The organism is Paenibacillus sp. E194, from assembly GCF_000935845.1.
In the GTDB taxonomy this organism is placed as follows: Bacteria; Bacillota; Bacilli; order Paenibacillales; family Paenibacillaceae; genus Paenibacillus_B; species Paenibacillus_B alvei_B.
Map to the genome: position 1 here is coordinate 1 of NZ_JMDX01000111.1, position 18,856 is coordinate 18,856.

The following is an 18,856-nucleotide window of genomic DNA, read 5'->3' on the forward strand; positions in this document are numbered from 1 at the left end:
TTTCATCACTCTTTACCCCTTCTCTGAGCACCATATAGAAAAGGCGTCCCTCTTCCCACTATTTGCACTTTATATAGCATGGAATATAGAGACGCCTTGTTTCAGCGTTGCTATTTATTAGGTTACTTACGAATCGTTACTTCTTCTCTTTTTCATTAATAATCTTCGTTGCTTCTTCAACCATCCATGCTTGTACTTTCTCAATTGGCTCCGTGCTAAGCATAAATTTGCTGAAGCCATCGTCGATAACTTTTGTTAAATCAGCACTCGAAGTGGTAAGGACCTTGGAAGCATCCAAATACTTAATATCGGCGCCAAACAGCGTGTTCTTCAATGACTCTACATCGTACTTGTCGGTGTTTTTACCGATCATGCGCTCCAATAGTTTTGTCTGATCTGCTTTCTTCCAACCGGAAAACTCTTGTCTATTGGCTGAATCTGCTGTAGACATGAAGCGCATCAGCTTATATGACTCTTCCTTGTGTTTCGTTGTTGAACCCATTGCTAATTGTGAACTGCCAACAAAGTATTTACCGCCCTCATAATCTTTAGGCAAAGCATTCTTTGGAGGCAAAGGTACTGGCGCGAAAGCAGTCACAAAATCATGTGGGTACTGCTCAAGATTGCCTGGATCTGGAATCGTGAAGCTGCCTGACATGATCATCGCTGCACTACCACCGAAGAATTCACTGCGATAGTTAAGCTTAGATGCTAGCACATCCGCATATGGTTTCGCTGACTTATCAACACTTTCCATGTCTTTGCGCAATTGGAAGAAGTACGGATAGGTTGGGTCAGACAGAATTGTACTGCCATCGTCATAGCGGAACGGATCTTTCATTACCGTTTGCGCTGGGGCATTCATATACAACTCCCACGTATGGAAGTATGTTCCGTATCGTTTGTCTACGCCTTCGCCTTTTGTCAGCTTCTTCGCATACTCACGATAGTCATCCCATGTCCAGCCGAATTTAGGAACGGGCAGTCCCGCTTCATCCAACGCATTCTTATTGAGCATTACATAGGTATAACCTGATGTATATGGCATCCCGTAATATTTGCCATCTACTTGCGGATTTACATAATACTCATCTTCCGCTTTCAAACCTTCTTTATCATAGAATTCATTTAGTGGCGTAAATGCACTGCGAACTGCTCTTTCAACGACCGCTGAAGTACTTGGCAATTGAACAACGTCAACTTCATCTCCTGATGAAATAAGGAAGTCCAATTTCTTCAGCATTTCCAATGAATTACCTGGAACGAGCACGACATGTTCCACTTTAATACCAGGGTTAGCTGCTTCAAACTCACGCAGCATTGCGTCTGTACCCTCTTGTTGAGCCTCATTATCCCAGTTATAGTACTTAAGGGACACTTCCTTCTTCTCTGTACCGTTCGATTGTGCGGATTCGTCAGCTTTGTTTCCACAAGCGCTTGTAAACATCATTAATGCTAGTAGTAGGCATGTGGACAGAAGAAAATAACGTTTACTTTTAGTTGCCATGTGCAACTTCCCCCTAAAATGAATGATAGTAAGCTTTGAGTCAAGGCCTTGTTAGCGCTTACAGACAGTATATAACGTTTGCAAATTGCCTGCGTGTATAATTTTGTGCTTGTGCGATAACGATTTTGACTTATTAGAAGACTTTAAACTAGAGATGTCTACAGATTTATCTTATCATGAGTCCGTATTGCTTACCCTTTCACACCACCAAGGGCAATCCCACTAATAACTTGTCTCTGCAAAACAATAAATATAATCAGCAGAGGAATAATCGCTGATACTGCCGCCATCATCATAATCGCATCGTTGGTCGTATAATCATCCCTAAACAAGGTCATGCCTAGCGGAACGGTATACAAAGATTTCGACTGCAAGAAGATTAACGGATTTTGATAATCATTCCACGACCAGATGAACTTAATAATCGCCACCGTCGCGATTACAGGCTGACAGAGCGGAAGCATAATCGAAGTGAAGCTGCGCAGGTGTCCTGCACCGTCAATTTTAGCAGCTTCCAAAATATCATCACTCACACCGGCCATAAACTGACGCAACAAGAATGTAAAGTAAATCGAAAACATACCCATCAATATTAGCGCTGCATGGGTGTCATATAGTCCCAACCAACGAATAAGCATGAAACGAGGAATGAGCGTCGCTTGATCCGGAATAATCATCATGGCTAACAGCCCGGCAAATACAAAGTTTCGACCGCGAAATTGTAGTTTCGTAAAGGAATAGGCTGCCATCGTTGATATAAGTAGCGAGAGCAAAGTAACGATAATTGCCACTTTAATGGAGTTGAAATAAATCTGACCGAACGGTACCTTTTGCATCCATACTGCCTTAAAGTTATTGACAAAGTTGGTTGCAGATGGAATCCATTCAATCGGGAAGCGCATGACATCTTTTTCAAATTTAAACGCTGACGACACCATCCATAATAATGGAAAGATGAAAAGTATGGACAATGCTCCCATCAACACGGTAGCGATAATTTTAGTAATCTTATTACGTAAGGTTAGCATCGTATTCTCCCTTTCTATTAAAATGATTCTTCTTGGCGCATCTTCCACGTTGCCGCAGTAATCAGACCGATAATCGCAAATAACAGCCAAGAGATTGCAGATGCATAGCCCATATTGTAGTTGACGAAACCTTCTTGATAGATGCGGAATACAATTACCGTTGATGAATTATCAGGGCCGCCTTCGGTCAAATACGAAATAATATCGAACACTTTAAATGAACCAATTAGCATCGTAATAAGCAAGAAGAACGTGGTTGGACGGAGCAGCGGGATCGTGATATTGAAAAACTTTTTCAGTCCCGTCGCCCCATCAATTTCTGCCGCTTCATATAATTCTTCGGAAATATTGGACAATCCCGCCATGTATATAATAATCGTGTAACCGAGCCCTGCCCACGCACTAATAATAGCGACCGCGATTAGTGATGTTTTCGGATCAACGAGCCATTTCGGAGGATTCGATATACCAAGATCCATTAGAAATTGATTGATAGGGCCTAGTGAAGGGTGGAACAAGATGCTCCACACTGCTGCCACAGCGATAATCGAAGAAATGTAAGGTATAAAGAATACGACTTTAAAGTAATCTTTAAAGTAGACTTTACTATGAATAACAACTGCTAACACAAGCGCAACCGCAATCGGAATTGGCACGGTTAACACCGTATATACTAAGTTGTTATATAATGCCTTCCATATCGTTGGATCTTGAAATAAATGAATGAAGTTTTGCAGACCAGCAAATTTAATACCTGATACCCCAGACAATAAATCCCAATCTGTAAAACTTAAATACAATGAAAACCCAAGAGCAAATACATTAAGCATTAACATACCCACAATTTCTGGCAGTAAAAACAGCCAACCAACTAATGCTTCCTTTCTCCGTGGCGACCAAAATTTTTTCACTCCGCTCTCCGCCTGCTGCTTTGGAAGCTGATAACTTGATTTTGTCTCTTCCACTTTTTATGTCACCTCAGCTTATAATTTGTTGACTTCATCATAAGCCGCAGACAAGGGAGAACAAAGGATGGATTATGACCTAGTGTGGGTAAAATTTTGACCTTTGTCGTGTAAGGAAACATGCAACGAGTTGACTACTATTGAGCATCATTTAGATGAAGGGCTTGATGAGATAAGCCGGAGATGGAGAGAGCTGGATCACTCGAAACGGGGAAGAAATGTAATGTAAACAGAAAAGCGACCCCTACTTTTCCATGTAAGGGCCGCCCATCACTCTCTTTCTCAAGACTGAGATACCTAATCAATTATTAGAAAGTGATTGTTGATATTGAGACCAGAGGGTATTCACGTCTATGCCAGTAATCAATTGAAATTGACTTTCTTTCCACAATTGAATTTGTTGTTCATTCATGCCATAGGGAATCCTTTCCGCATTTAAAGCACGGATGAATCCGCGATGTTTCGTATCTTCAATCCAGCGAATGAAGTTCGCTGTTCCATTGCTAGACCAAGTTCCACCCGGGCTGATACGATAACGATCATGATAACCCGCTTCGTAACGCAAGCTATCAGCTACTGCTTCCACATCAAAGTTGCTATATTGATAAGCATGACCCAATTCATGATAAAGAATGCCGATAATTTCATCGCGTAAGGTGTTGAGATTAGCTCCGAAATTTGCGAGATGCTGAGAACTGATACCAAGCGTTTTTAACTCATTGTCTCCTGATATCCAGGCAGCTCCAGGAACGTCTTCAATTTGCACCAGAATTTTCTTTACTCTAATCGGCATCTCTGCCGGACTCTTGTAGAAAATTTCATTTGCTTTACGCAAGATCGTCAAAATTTCTTGCTCGGCATTGGGTAGAGCTTGATCGAATAAACTATAGCCCGCAAGGTTCTGAACTTCGATGATCGGGTTCTCGGTATGCCACATGTCATTCGTGCGCGAAAATTCAACTTCGCTTAATTGCAAAGCATAGCCGCTATGATTTTGGATATTGTTGAGCCTATAGTACTGATAGGCATTTGTATTATTAATCAATAAGTAATGTTTACGTTGATGGCGAAGCTTGAAGTTCTCATCGCTTTTCGTATCCAAATCCGTCCAGTTAATAGAATCATTGGATCCCTGCAGAACCCAGCTTCTCGGATCAGCATCGGGACTATTGTTGTACGATTTAGCCGACGTAAGCGCGTAACCATCGATCATAACCTGTTCGCCAAAGTCGAACTGCAACCATGCCGTATTGTTCCAAGTCAGCCACTTGGTATTGCTTGATCCGTCAACCAGATTCGCCTTGATATCGTCTGGGGCATTTTCTCCGCTGGCAGTAACCGTAGGCTTGATCGTGCTGAAAGTCTGCACATCATTACCGAATAGCTTAATTTCGGACAACTGCAGCATCCCGCCGTCATCGTACTGATTAGCAAAGTTATCAAACTTCACAAATTTATAAGCAGCCGTATTGGCAAATGAATAGGTTTTCGTTTGATGTCGGGAGGTGAAGCTTTGATTCTGCTGCGCGTCCAGATCATCCCAGACAATCCCGTCATTGGATCCTTTTAATACCCAGCTTTTCGGATCTCTTCCAGGCTCATCCTCCGCGGTTGTAATGGAGTACGAGTTAACGATCTTTGCAGTCGTGAATTTATATTGCAGCCATGCTGGAGTACTGAATGTTAACCACTTCGAAAAAATATACTGATCGAACGCTTTATCCTTGCCCTCATGCGACCCATTTTCACCACTTGCGGTTACCGTCCCGTTTACAGCTAAATTGATCGGCAGGATGGTCGGAGTCGACTCGGCTGCTATAGCAACCGGAATATGTACATTGCTGCTAAAACCTAATCCTATTGCGGCCGCTAAGATAAGTGCTCCTGTTTTTTTCATGTTTGTCTTTCTCCTCTTTTTGTAATATTCGGTACTCAGTCATCCGTTATTCGGCTGTGAGATCATGTTCATCTCAAAAAACTGCGTGCGTTATGCCTGCCTCTATCCATATTCATATTTCCCCTACTCTTAGTTCACTTTAAAATTAACTTCCGGGTATTTTGCGGCCAACCTCTCTAGTGCCGAGCTGTCGCCTGTCTGTTTCACATAGAGGTCAAAAAAAGCGAGACTGAATTCGTTAATGATACGATGAACGTACCGCGGATCTTCGCCTGGGCTTCGCAATAAAGGTGAAATCAGATGAAAATCAGTGAAGCTCGTATGATCCGTGTGAGGAACGACCATCGACATGCCACCGCCGGCAAGCGCACGCTCGTTGCGGTTGTTGATTACCTTGATATCTTCAAGTGGATCATCGATGATCCCTGCGCTCATGCTCAGAAACGGTTTGCCGATTCCCGTATCTGGCACATTTGACCCATATAACAGACCGTCCATATTAATGGCTGCTTTGATGCGGGAGTCCTCCACCAGCATTTGTGCGGCGGTAGCTCCACCGTAAGAATGGCCGAACATCCCGATTCGCGAAGTGTCGATCCTTCCCGTAAAGCGGTCGTCTACATCGCCTCGGTTAAGCTTCTCCACTTGATCTAGCACAAAAGCGGTATCTTCCCGCCATAATTTGATATGGCGATCTCTTTCAGCAAGTTCAGTTAGATTCGTAGACTGAAAGTATGCGGTTCGACCGCCTGGATAGACGGTAGCCGCAGCGTCATAGGCATGATCGATACATAAGACGATATAACCTTGACTTGCTAACTCCTCGACTTGAAACGTATTTTGATTGCGAAAACCGTTCAAACCATGGGAGAAGATCAATACGGGATAACGGTTCTCGGCGTCTGATAGCCGGGCTTCCGTGAACGCATTCGATTTCACCAAATTCAGATGGCCTAGTACGAATGCCGGGACGGACAAATCTGCTTCCAGTCCATTTGCAACCTCATGCGCATTGCGGATAAAGGGCTCGCGATTCCCCTCGCCTTTATCACCTGCAGGATAATAAATCTGTACCATTAGCTCGCGCCGGTCATTCGGATCTTTTGTAAAAAGTTCCTCCCGCTGATCATCAACCCAATGATACAGCGTTGTGCCGACTATAAATGGGCCGGTCGGTTTATTAAATAAAGATACAGGCATGAGTGCAGGCATTGCGACCGCAACAGACAAATAAATGACAAGCAGCAATGTACGAACCGTGACCGTAATTCTGTTTCTTGGGCTCTCTTTGCTCCTGGCCAATAGATAGCATACTGTCAATATAAATGGGGACAAATAAGCCGGAATCATCTGCCAACGGAAGCCTTCAGCGATAAGCTGTACGATAAGAACACCGTAGGCAACCGTCAAGGCGGTGACAGACCACCGTTTTGTCTTCCAGCCTGCAAATAGAGTCCATCCTAGAAGGACGAAATTAACAAAGATCAACCCGATTTCCCAAAATCCCATCGGATTCTCCCACCTTTCCTCATTTTCATTTAGGTACTATTAGTACCGCGAAATTATTTCTGGTACAAACGTTATAAGTACTGCATATATTTGCTCGAAGTGAATCCACGAAAACAAAAAAAGCTGAGAAGAACGGCAACCTGTAAGTATTGTTTTTCTCAGCTCTAACAAATGGAGCCTCATCCTACTTCCTAATTCCATTCAATATGATATCTACCATCATTGAAAGAGATTCTTGCACCGTAATTTGGCTGGAAGCTAAATTACGCTGATCGAAAATCGATTTCATTAAGAAATTGAGGGTTTGGATCAGCGTTGGAATGTGCATTGGACGAAAATCACCATTATGAATGCCTTCTTCAATGAGACTAGTAATGATATCCCACTCATCATTAATGGCTTGTTCCATTTCCCTCCACCGTTCGGGGTAGTACCGCCGAAGTTCGACCAGTAAGCGTACATAGCTGTTCTGAAAATCATGAGGGACAATTAAGAGTATACCTTTTAACTTTTCAGATATGGTCAAACTCGTATCTTGGATCACTTCTCGAAAACGTCTTTCCGTTTCTTCGTTTACTTGCTGAACCACATAACCTATAAGTTCATCCTTGGACGGGAAATGCTCGTACAGCGTGCTTTTGCTTACACCTAATTCGCGCGCTAAATCATTCATTGTAAATTTGATTCCTTTTTCATGAAATAGCGCGATAGCAGTTTTGGCAATCCGTTCTTTCATCCTTAGTTCACCTCAAACCAAGAGTAGTACCCATAGATCCATTTATAGTACTTTGGGTACTAGGAAAGTGTAACTCTTTATCTCTTTGGGGTCAAATTCAACAACCAAGTTAGCACTATTCAATCCGTTCAGCCATTTGTGTCTTCATCGGAGGAACAATCCCCCACCGTTTGAGCTACTTTAGATTTTCGGGGTTTAGCTTTTCAAGTTCTGGAATCACAAAACGTCCGTCTTTTCGAATCAGTCGATCATCAAACCAAATCTCTCCACCGCCATACTCTGAGCGTTGGATCATCACCATGTCCCAGTGGATTGCTGACTTGTTCCCATTTGATGCATCATCATAGCATCGGCCCGGTGTGAAATGAAAGCTGCCTTCGATTTTCTCATCGAACAGAATATCCTGCATTGGTTCCCTAATGGCAGGATTCACCCCAATTGCAAACTCCCCTATGTAACGCGCACCTTCATCCGCATCTAAAATATTGTTTAGACGCTCGGTGTTGTTTGCTGTCGCATGAATGATCTTCCCTTCTTTAAACTCCAATCGAACGTTCTCAAATGTGAATCCTTGGTAAGGCGATGGGATGTTAAACGTGATAATACCATTCACAGAATTACGAACCGGAGCGGTATATATTTCCCCATCCGGGATATTATTTACACCAGCACACGGTATTGCCGGGATATCTTTGATCGAAAAAGCAAGCTCCGTGCCTGGCCCTTGGATGTTAACGCGATCTGTCTTCTCCATCAATTCTTTCAATGATTCCATGGCACATGCCATTTTGCCGTAGTCCACCATGCAAACATCGAAGTAGAAGTTTTCAAATGCTTCTATACTCATATTTGCCAGCTGAGCCATAGAAGGAGTCGGATAACGGAGATAGATCCATTTGGATTTAAGCACCTCCATCATAGCGGGCTTGTACAACGAAGAAAACAGATTCATTTTGTCATCGGGTACATCTGACATCTCGTTGATCTGTCCGCCGTCGATAATAATACAAGCTTCCATTTTTTCGATCTGATATTTTTCAATCTTAGCCCAGGTCTTAAACTGTTCTTCCGTCCCTTCTAATAAAAGCTGGCGTCGTACAGCGTTGTCGCGCAGATTTACGAACGGGTGCCCACCTGCTTTATGCACGGCTTTCACAAGTTCTTTTGCCAAAGATGTATCGATTCCAGTTGAATCTATTAATACATTGTCTCCCTTTTGCACTTTTGTAGAATAGTTTACGAGCATATCAGCTAAATTCGTAAGTCGCGGATCCAGCATATATTTACACCTCTCCTATTGTTTTTTATCCATTTATATTGCATGTCAGTGCCTATTTGCTAATTCGTTGAATTTCCTTCAACTCCTCATCTTTGAAAGAGACTTCCTCTACATTTACATTAATCTCTACAACGCTAAGTCCAGTCATATTTTGAACTGCATCGCGGATGTTTACTTGCAATTGGTGACACACTTCATGAATTTTCATACCGTACACAACAATAACTCGCAAGTCTATAGCAGCTTCAACTTCACCTACCTTGACAGACACCCCCTTTTGCACGTTCTTGCCACTCAACATCTTCACCCAATCATCCGACAATCCACCTGACATAGCAGCAATTCCTGGAGTTTCAAGCGCAGCGAGACCAGCGATCGTGGCGACGACATCATCGGATATCAGAATGTTACCTCCATGCTTGTTCCATTGTTTCTCAGTCATGGTAATCTTCCTTTCTGTCTCTCCAAGTTAGATAGTAATCTATCGTTGAACATGAAATTGAATACTGCTCAAATACTTCCTTGCCGATCATCAACCCAAATGATACAGCGTTGTACCGACTTTAAATGGGCCGTGATCGATACCCGACTTCTGACGATTCTTTCCGTTTTGCAAATAGATGCCACGCTGTCAATATACCTGAGGACAAATAAGCCGGAATCATCTGCCAACGATAGCCTTCAGCATAAAGCTGCGCGATAAGCACACAGTAGGCAACTGTTAAAGCAATGATAAACCAACGTTTTGTCTCCCTACTCGCAAATAGTATCCATCCTAGAAGAATGAAATTAACAATGATCAAACCAATCTCCCAAAAATTCATCGTATTTCTCCCTCTGTCTGCATTTTCATCATCAAGGGCATCACAATAGGTAAGAAACAAATCATAGTTACTGCCATTCGTTTTCTCCTATGCTTATTATCCATGTACCTAGAGTACCGGATTGGTATTTATAGTACTTATATTGTTGTAATACCATAAAATAACTCTAAGTCAACTCTTCAAAAACTCCGAAAGCAGGAATCTTTCAGCAATTAGATGGCGCCTTCCACATCGTTCCCTTTGGATAAATGAATGACTCTTCCCTTACAATTGAAAATATAATCTACTAAATTGTAGGAGTCTCGTTTATGTTTTGATCCAATTAAGTAAATCTGGAGCACGATTGGGACACCCCTCAATATCTGTCATACTCTGCTTGGTCAGTATCAGGTGAAGCTCCATCCTTAAGTCGTACATTCAAAAAAAAGAACTCGATGAGTTCATCACCGAGTTCTTTGAACCTTTTGTATTGAAAAAGCTTAAGAGCATTTCCATGTAACGCTACAATGAATATAAACTAGCAGCTACTGGAAACAAATTCAGGGTTTTTGTAAAATCCTCATTTGACTAACAGATTAATATGATCCAAATTGGTGCTGCTGTTGAAAATAAACTCGACTTTATAATCTCCGCGGATATATGTGAGCTTGGTCTGCTTCGTTTTTCCGTTCTTAATCGCCGTTGTGGAATTAGGTGTAAACCAATGCTGCTTCACCATGCTCATCGTAATGCCGCCAATATTGGTTTGGCTCTCAACATTGGTACCGAAGTAACGGATTTCGCGAATTTTATCGGATTGATAGGTGATGGCATAACCGGGGTTACCCATGTTAGCGCTGTATACGTCATAACCGTTTACGTCTTCTCGGGGTTGTTCAGGATCGCCGATGGCTTTAAAGACATCTTTTCTGGTGCTTTTTCCAACCGTCAGGTTGCTTACTGCTCCCGGAAATTTTCCTTCCAACGCTTGTTTATAAAAGCTCATTAACGTTTGGAGTGCATGTTCGGAAGCGTAGTTATCTTGGCTTGCGGCTGCAGCTTCAACCTGCTGTACCGGTAAAACCGAAGAGTTCACCAAAGACGCACCAATTCCGCTAACCCCCGCAACTGCAAAGGCAGCCCAAACTTTTTTAGTAGATGTAAACTTCATGTTGGATCCTCTCCTTGTACCATGAATTAACCACATGTTTTCTATCTCATAGTTTAAGCCAATTCTCATCCTAACTATAGTCTTATCGGAAAGTGATTGTGTTACGAACTCATGAAAATGAAATGTCATTTCTGACATATTGAATCCAAAAGAGGGTTCCCTAATAAGGAAATTCAACTCAGGAGGAAATTCATGTCATCCCCTTCATGTTTACTTCATTATACGAAAAGATACCCACAGCCTGAACACCTTTTTTCTCTTAGTGTCCTGTCTATGGGTACCCGTTTACATGCAATGGTCAACCTTTTTTTCTTTACTTGTAAGCTTTGGATTTTTCCAAAATCGCTTTTATGAGCGATGCGTTTATTGGGGCATAGTCTCTTTCCAGCATCTGCTCGTGTTTGCCGTCTCCTGAATAGAAGTGCAACTGTCCAGTTGTTAACTCGCTCCATGACGTCCATCCGCGTTCTTCTTCGCCTGTTGCTTCTGACGATTGAATCAGATAAATGTCTGCCCGAACTTCTCCTGTCGTTGCCATATTATCGATCCAATTCTTGTAAGCCGTTATGTTTTGTCTCACTTCTTCTGCGTCTAGTCCTGGAACATAACGTAGAAATAGAGAAATTTCTTCTTGCAGCGTCTCCAGGTACTCTTCTTGCGGCATGTCCAAGATATGCGAATCTCTTGGGTAGGCATCAAGCATAATGATGCCGGCTACCTCGCGATTTTGTTGTTCCAACTGCTTGGCCACTTCAAACGCCAGGTTGCCTCCGGCAGAGTAACCCAACAAATAAAGCGGACCCTGAGGCTGCAGCTTGTGAACGCTTTGTGCAAAGTATGAGACTACATCTTCGCAGCTAATAAAATCATAGGCATATATAGCAGCCGTATCTCGCAGTAATGTCGCCAGCATCGTGAATACTTGACCAAACCCGACGATAGGCGGGAAACAATGCAAGGTTATGCCGTTTGCATTGTTTTCGTTCCACACGGACACTCCTTCAGTTGGCTGCTTCACTAGATCGTCTGAGCTGCTTCCGCTTTGAAGGTAATCAGCGAGTTCCATAACCGTCGGGTAAGCGAAGGCGGCACTAAACGATATATCAACGTCCAATCTACGGCGTGCTTCACCAATCGTTTGAATCAGCTTCAAAGAATGTCCGCCAATATCGAAGAAGTTATCGTGAATGCCGATTCTCTCTAAGCCGAGAATCTCCTGCCAAATGTCGGCAAGCGCTTGTTCTAACGCATTTCTTGGTGCTGTATAATTTGCTTGAAGAGGCTCATTGAGCTGTATATGAGATAAGCCTCTGCGATCGACTTTGCCATTGGCTGTAAGCGGCAGCATATCCAGCTGCACGAATCGGGTCGGAATCATATAGGCTGGGAGCTGCTTGGATAAGGCTCTCCGCAGTGCTCCGGCCACTAGCTCAGTATCCGCTACGACATATGCGAATAGACTCTTCTCCTTCGCTCCATTTTCGCGAACGATGACCGCCGCTTCCTTCACCTCCTTCACTTTCGTCAGAGCGGCTTCCACTTCGCCCAGCTCGATGCGGAAACCGTGTAATTTCACTTGGTCATCTGCACGACCCAAATATTCCAAGTTTCCATTATCCTGCATTTTTGCCAAGTCTCCTGTGCGGTACATCCGCTTTCCAGGAGCGAGTGGATGGTCTACGAACTTCTCTGCCGTCAAATCGGAGCGGTTGAGGTACCCTCTCGCTACTCCATCTCCAGCAATATAGATTTCTCCTGGTACCCCTATTGGAACTTGCTTGCCATCCGAGTTGAGCAAATAGATGCTGACATTCGCAGCCGGTACGCCAATGGGAACCGAACCGCTTGTATCTGTTGCCGGATCGTATCGATAAATCATGCAGCCGACAACCGTTTCTGTCGGGCCATATTCATTGAATATCTCGATTTCTCCGCCAAATTGGTCATGGATGCTTCTCGCCAGATCTGTGCCAAGATTGTCTCCACCGACAATCAGCTTTCGGATGCTCGATCCGAGCGTGACCTTCAATTCCTTGATCAAACGTAAATGAGCTGGCGTCAGCTTGACAATGTTGACTTGATTATCCGTTACAATCCGCTCAATTAATAGCGCTTTGTCTTCCCCGCTATAAATCCGAATCAGACTGCCTGTAAGCAAAGGCGTAAATACGGATGTCACCGTCAAGTCGAAGGAAATGGAAGAGTACAGCGGGAAATCCAACCTTTCCCCGGCAGCATATACCTTTTTCGCCCACCATAAATAATTCGTCAGGCCCTGATGAGTAATCATTGCTCCCTTCGGATTTCCTGTCGTTCCTGATGTATAAATCACATAAGCAAGGTCGTTGGCGCTTGATACCGGATCGAGATTCCATTCATCTTCGCTGTAGGCAGCCTGATCGTTTAGATCGATAAGCTTTCCTTCAAACTGTACGCGAGCCCGTAAATGATGCTGCGTGAGAAGCACCTGCGAACCGGAGTCCTCCAGCATGTAACAAATACGTTGTTCCGGGTACTCCGGATCAATCGGCACGTAAGCTCCTCCGGCTTTTAGCACACCTAGTATGCCGACGATCATTTCCACCGACCGATCCACCAAAATGCCGACAAATTGATCCGCTCGTACGCCGGCTGCCCGCAATGTCCTTGCCAAGCGATTGGAACGGGCATTCAGCTCACTGTATGTCACTTGCTCTTCTTCATGAATGATGGCTACCGCTTCTGGCGTTTTTTCCGCCTGCCGCTCGAACAATTGGTATACCGTTGCTTCTCGAGGATATTCCGAAGCTGTGGCATTACGTGCCTCAAGCTGTGCGCGCTCTTCCGCAGTTAGGATCTCTAATGACGCAATCTGTGCCTGAGGATTTGCCGTAACCGCATGAATCAACTGCTCGAAGTGTTTCGCCATCCGCGCAATGGTCTCTCGTTTGAACAAGGAGGAAGCGTACTCGATGCTGCACGAGATTCCGTTCTCCACCTCTACCAGTTGGAAGGTGAGATCAAACTTCGCTACGGAATGTTCGATTGCATAGGGCTGGATGTGCAAGCTCTGGATTTGCAAATCTCTTTGTTCCATATTTTGCAGAACGAACATCGTATCGAATATCGGGTTGCGGCTTCTGTCCCTTTTGACCTGCACCTTCTCTACCAATTCTTCAAATGGATAGCCTTGGTGCTCGTAGGCATCAAGCATCGTTTCTTTTATTTCTTCTACATACGATAAAAATGTTTTGTTGCCTGCCGGATAGCTGCGTATCGCTAGCGTGCCCACAAACATACCCACCAGTGACTCCAAGTCATTATGTGATCTGCCTGCAATCGGCGTACCAACAACAATATCCTCTTGACCCGAATATTTATGCAGCAAGGTTGTATATATCGCCAGCAGTACCATATACAGAGACGATCCGGTTTCTGCTGCTATCCGTTTCAAGCGCTGGCTCAACGGATTCCCAAGCATAAATGACATCGCTTCTCCCTGGAAGCTTTGCACCACAGGCCGGACATAATCGGTTGGCAGCTCCAGAACAGGAATAGGCCCGCTGAACATATTCAACCAATAGGCCTCCTCCTGCTGCTTGCGCTTTATTTGCGTCTCGGACTGCTGCCATGCCGCGTAGTCTTTGTATTGAATACGCAGAGGCGGAAGTTCTTCCCCTTCATACAAGCGAGCAAATTCATCTACCAAAATGCCTATCGATACGCCATCGGAAATGATGTGGTGCATGTCGAGCACGAACAAATGGCGTTCAGACGTAAGCTCTATCAGCCCGACGCGTAAGATCGGCGGCAGCTCCAGATGAAAAGCGCGAATAAAGGTACGAACGGCTTCCGCGGCTTCCGTTTCGCTTGCTTGCACGTATTCCACAGTAAAGCCAACCTCATGATGAACACATTGTACAGGCTCGCCTTCTGCCATGTGAAAGCTTGTGCGCAGCGTCTCGTGACGGGCAATGAGCTTGTGAAGCGCGGATTCAAACCGCTGTCGGTCAAGCGCTCCTTGAAGTTCCAGCACTATAGGCAAATTGTAGCTCAGTCCCGTTTCTTCGAGCTGGTGCAAGATATACAGCCGCTTTTGCGCGGAAGACACTGCATAATACGCCTGCTCTTCGACAGGTTCGATAGCAGTGAACGTCTGCTGCTCTCTATCTGCTATGGCCTCGGCAAGCAGCTCGATGGTAGAGAACCGGAATACATCCCGCAACGGTACGTTCACTTGCAGTTCTTTGTGCAGACGGCTCACCATGGTCGTAGCGCGCAAAGAGTGACCGCCGATTTCAAAAAAGTTGTCGCGCACACCTACGCGGTCAAGACCAAGTATTTCTTTCCAAATGTTCACGAGCTGCGCTTCGACGCGAGTTCGGGGCGCTGCATATTCAGCCGCAGCCAGAAGGTTTTCTTCCGGCGCCGGCAGCGCTTTTCGATCGATTTTACCATTTGCCGTCAGCGGTATCCGATCGATCTGCACGAAGTACGCAGGAATCATATAATTTGGCAATCGCTGAGCTAAGTGTTCTCGCAGTTCGCCTGCAGCCAGTTTCCGATCAGCTAAAACATACGCACATAGCTGCCGTTCTCCGTTTTCAGCAGTCCTTGCGATCACAACGGCTTCGCGCAAAGCATCGATTTGTCCAAGCAACGCCTCGATTTCTCCAACTTCGATCCTGTACCCGCGAATTTTTACCTGTTGATCCGTTCGTCCCACGTATTCGAGGGTACCGTCTGGCAACCAGCGAGCGAGATCGCCTGTTCGGTACATTTTTCCACCTGGTGTAAACGGATTGTCTACAAACCTCTCCGCTGTAAGTTCAGGCAGATTCAAATAACCTCGAGCTACGCCTTCTCCAGCCGCATACAGTTCTCCCACCGCGCCCAGAGGCAACAACATGCCTGCTCGATCCAGCACATACACTTGTGTATTGCTGATTGGACGACCGATCGGAATGGTAGATCGATCCATATCCTCCAAGCTGATCGTATGGCAGCATGTAAACGTTGTGTTTTCCGTCGGGCCGTACCCGTTGATTAATCGCAGGTTCGGGTAGCGTTCCAAAACTTTTTTCACATGCGGTTTCGATACAATATCGCCCCCCACGAGCAATTGCTTGACCCCTGCCAATCCTTCGAGTTGATGTTCAGCCATTACCGAAAACAATCCTGCCGTTAGCCATACAATCGTGACCTGATACTTCCGAATCGCTTGCGTCCAATCTTCCAGCGACAAGCTGGTTGGAGGCATGAGCGCTAAAGACGCTCCATTCAGCAAGCTGGCCCAAATCTCAAATGTCGCAGCATCGAAGGAAATGGTTGACCCTTGCAAAAAGACATCACTTTCACAGATGTCTACGTAACTTGCTTGGGCAACAAGACGTACAACCCCGCGCTGTGTAACGCAGACTCCTTTGGGAGTTCCTGTAGAGCCCGAAGTATAGTTGACGTACGCCAGATGAGTCGGCCCTGTGAGCGACTTCAGATTGGTACCATCTTGGTCGTAAGCTAGCTCGTCATCGAGAAGCACAACCTTCTCAGCAGCAAAGGCAGTTTGTTGTAAATGGCTCTGAATTAGCAGTACGCGAATATTTGCATCCTGCATCATGTAACGTATGCGTTCCTCCGGATATTGAGAGTCGATCGGCACATAGGCTCCTCCCGCTTTCAGGATTGCCAGTATACCGACAATCATCTCAATAGAACGTTCAGCCGCAATGGCTACCAACTGTTCTGCTTCTACCCCGGCCCTTCTCAACGTCCGCGCCAAACGATTTGCTTTCTCGTTCAACTCTCCATAGGAACATTGCTTCTCCCCGAATAAAACGGCAGGTACATGTGGCGTTCGTTCGGCCTGCTCCTCAAACCATTGATGGATCGCAAGCTCTCGAGGATACGTTAATTGGGTATCGTTAAACAAACTGATCAGCTGCACTCGTTCTTCATCCGCCACGATTTGCAGCGTTGCAAGGCTCGCCTGCGGATTTTCGATCACTGAGGCGATCAACTGCACAAAGTGTCTCGCAAACCGTTGCACGGTTTCAAGCTTATACAATGAAGTTGCGTATTCCAAATGGAAAGCTATTCCGGCTTCTTCGTCCACAGCCTGCAAGGTTAAATCAAATTTTGCTGTCTTATGCTCGGTATTATATGGCTTCATCAGGAGCTGATCGAGTTCAAACGGCTTGCTTTCTTTATTTTGCAAAACAAACATCGTGTCAAAGATCGCGTTGCGGCTCAAGTCTCGATTGACTTGCACCTGTTCAATCAGTTCTTCGAACGGGTAGTCCTGGTGTTCATAGGCGCTCAGCATCGTTTCCTTGATTTCTTTCAAATAAGACAGAAACGGCTTCTCTCCCGCTGGATAGCTGCGGATGGCCAATGTCCCGACAAACATACCTATCAAACCTTGCAAGTCGCTGTGGGTTCTCCCCGCAATCGGCACACCGATGATGATGTCTTCCTGCCCCGAATATTTATGCAAAAAAGCTTTATAGACGGCCAGCAACACCATATATAGCGTCACGCCGTTTCGGGCGGCAAGTTGGTGCAATGCATCCCTTTGCTTTGAGTCGATCTTGAATTCCAGAGAGCTGCCCTCGTATTTCTGTATCGCAGGACGTACATAATCTGTTGGCATTTCCAGCACAGGCAGTTCTCCGCCTAATGCTTTCATCCAATAAGAGCCATGCTGTTTCATTTGTTCTTTCTGGGCCTCAGATTGCTGCCACACTGCGTAATCTTTGTACTGAATGCGCAGCGAAGGCAGTTCCTCACCGCTGTACAAGCGGACAAACTCCTCAACCAAAATGTCCATGGATATGCCATCGGAAACGATGTGATGCATGTCAAACATCAGCAAATGGCAATCCGCTGCCCATTCGATCAAACCGACCCGCAGCAGAGGCGCTTTGCTTAAGTCGAACGGCTGCACGAAGTCGCGTATAATGGTCTCTTCCTCATTCCAGCCAGCCTGTGAAAAAGCTACTTCAAAGTCGACCGTCTCGTACACGCGTTGCATCGGCTCACCTTGCACCATCTCGAAGCCTGTGCGCAGCGTCTCATGACGAGCGATGAGACTGCGGAATGCCTCTTCGAAGCGATTGCGGTTTAGCGTTCCTTCAAGTATTAGCATGCCCGGCATGTTGTAGCTCTGCTCTGCCCCGTTGATCTGCTGCAAAATGTACATCCGTTTCTGTGCCGAGGACACCGGATAGTAGTCCCTTGCTTCGATGAGAGGAATAGCTGCATACTCCTTCTGCTCCAACCCGGAGATCGCCTGCGCCATCTCTTCGACTGTCGGACAACGGAACACGTCTCTTAACGGAATCTCCGCCTCCAGCGTCTGATGAATGCGCGATACAAGCGTCATCGCCCGGAGCGAGTGGCCCCCGATGTCAAAGAAGTTATCGTGAATGCCGACACGCTCCAGTCCCAGCACCTCTTGCCATAGCTGCGCCAGCTTCGCTTCCGTCGTCGTGCGCGGCGCTATATACTCCGTTCCCGTACTCAGCGTCCCTTCCGGCGCTTGCAGTGCCTTGCGGTCCAGCTTCCCGTTTGGCGTGAGCGGCATCTTCTCTAGGCGAACAAAGTGCGAAGGGATCATATATGACGGAAGGCCCGCCGCCAACTTGCTCCGCATCGCCTGCGCCGTGAGCTCACCGCTGCCCGTTACATAGGCGCACAGTTCCTGCATTTCCCCAGCGGCAACGGTTACGACCGCTTCCTTAACGCCGTCGATTCGCAGCAGATGTGCTTCGATCTCGCCCGGTTCGATCCGGTACCCGCGGATCTTCACCTGATGGTCGATCCGTCCTAAATGCTCCAGTCTACCATCTGGCAGCCAGCGGGCCAAATCGCCCGTCCGGTAGATCCGCTCCCCGGGGAGGTACGGATGATCGACAAACTTCTCCCTGGTCAGCTCTTCGCGTGCCCAGTATCCGCGGGCGACCCCGGCGCCTCCGAGGCACAGT

General features: G+C 45.8%; 11 protein-coding genes. All 11 read right to left on the reverse strand.

The window, feature by feature from the left end; translation table 11 throughout:
• Nucleotides 1-136: 136 nt before the first annotated feature.
• Nucleotides 137-1,507, reverse strand: a complete 1,371-nt coding sequence (locus tag AZ66_RS16165; protein ID WP_044355763.1) for an ABC transporter substrate-binding protein — start codon at nucleotides 1,505-1,507, stop codon at nucleotides 137-139.
• Between the two features lie 191 nt (nucleotides 1,508-1,698).
• Nucleotides 1,699-2,535: a carbohydrate ABC transporter permease gene (locus AZ66_RS16170; RefSeq protein WP_044355764.1), complete on the reverse strand. Its 837-nt coding sequence runs from the start codon at nucleotides 2,533-2,535 to the stop codon at nucleotides 1,699-1,701.
• Between the two features lie 17 nt (nucleotides 2,536-2,552).
• A complete protein-coding gene (locus tag AZ66_RS16175; RefSeq protein ID WP_021262984.1) occupies nucleotides 2,553-3,500 on the reverse strand; it encodes a carbohydrate ABC transporter permease in 948 nt (315 codons plus the stop codon).
• Between the two features lie 301 nt (nucleotides 3,501-3,801).
• Nucleotides 3,802-5,397, reverse strand: a complete 1,596-nt coding sequence (locus tag AZ66_RS16180) for a basic secretory protein-like protein (protein ID WP_044355766.1) — start codon at nucleotides 5,395-5,397, stop codon at nucleotides 3,802-3,804.
• A gap of 129 nt (nucleotides 5,398-5,526) precedes the next feature.
• Nucleotides 5,527-6,906, reverse strand: coding sequence for an alpha/beta hydrolase family protein (locus AZ66_RS16185; RefSeq protein ID WP_044355768.1), 1,380 nt, complete (start codon nucleotides 6,904-6,906; stop codon nucleotides 5,527-5,529).
• A 184-nt stretch (nucleotides 6,907-7,090) separates the two neighbouring features.
• Entirely contained in the window at nucleotides 7,091-7,642 is a 552-nt protein-coding gene (locus tag AZ66_RS16190) for a TetR/AcrR family transcriptional regulator (RefSeq protein ID WP_044355770.1), read from the reverse strand.
• Between the two features lie 175 nt (nucleotides 7,643-7,817).
• A complete protein-coding gene (locus AZ66_RS16195; protein WP_044355772.1) occupies nucleotides 7,818-8,921 on the reverse strand; it encodes an aminopeptidase in 1,104 nt (367 codons plus the stop codon).
• Nucleotides 8,922-8,973: 52 nt separating this feature from the next.
• Nucleotides 8,974-9,363 (reverse strand): Asp23/Gls24 family envelope stress response protein, encoded by a 390-nt coding sequence (locus AZ66_RS16200; protein WP_044355774.1) that lies wholly within the window; start codon nucleotides 9,361-9,363, stop codon nucleotides 8,974-8,976.
• Between the two features lie 121 nt (nucleotides 9,364-9,484).
• Complete coding sequence (locus AZ66_RS16205) at nucleotides 9,485-9,745, reverse strand: hypothetical protein (RefSeq protein ID WP_044355776.1); 261 nt, start codon at nucleotides 9,743-9,745, stop codon at nucleotides 9,485-9,487.
• A 559-nt stretch (nucleotides 9,746-10,304) separates the two neighbouring features.
• Nucleotides 10,305-10,895, reverse strand: coding sequence for a YjgB family protein (locus tag AZ66_RS16210; protein WP_044355778.1), 591 nt, complete (start codon nucleotides 10,893-10,895; stop codon nucleotides 10,305-10,307).
• A gap of 313 nt (nucleotides 10,896-11,208) precedes the next feature.
• A partial coding sequence (locus AZ66_RS16215) for an amino acid adenylation domain-containing protein (protein WP_044355781.1) occupies nucleotides 11,209-18,856 on the reverse strand: 7,648 nt, incomplete at its 5' end.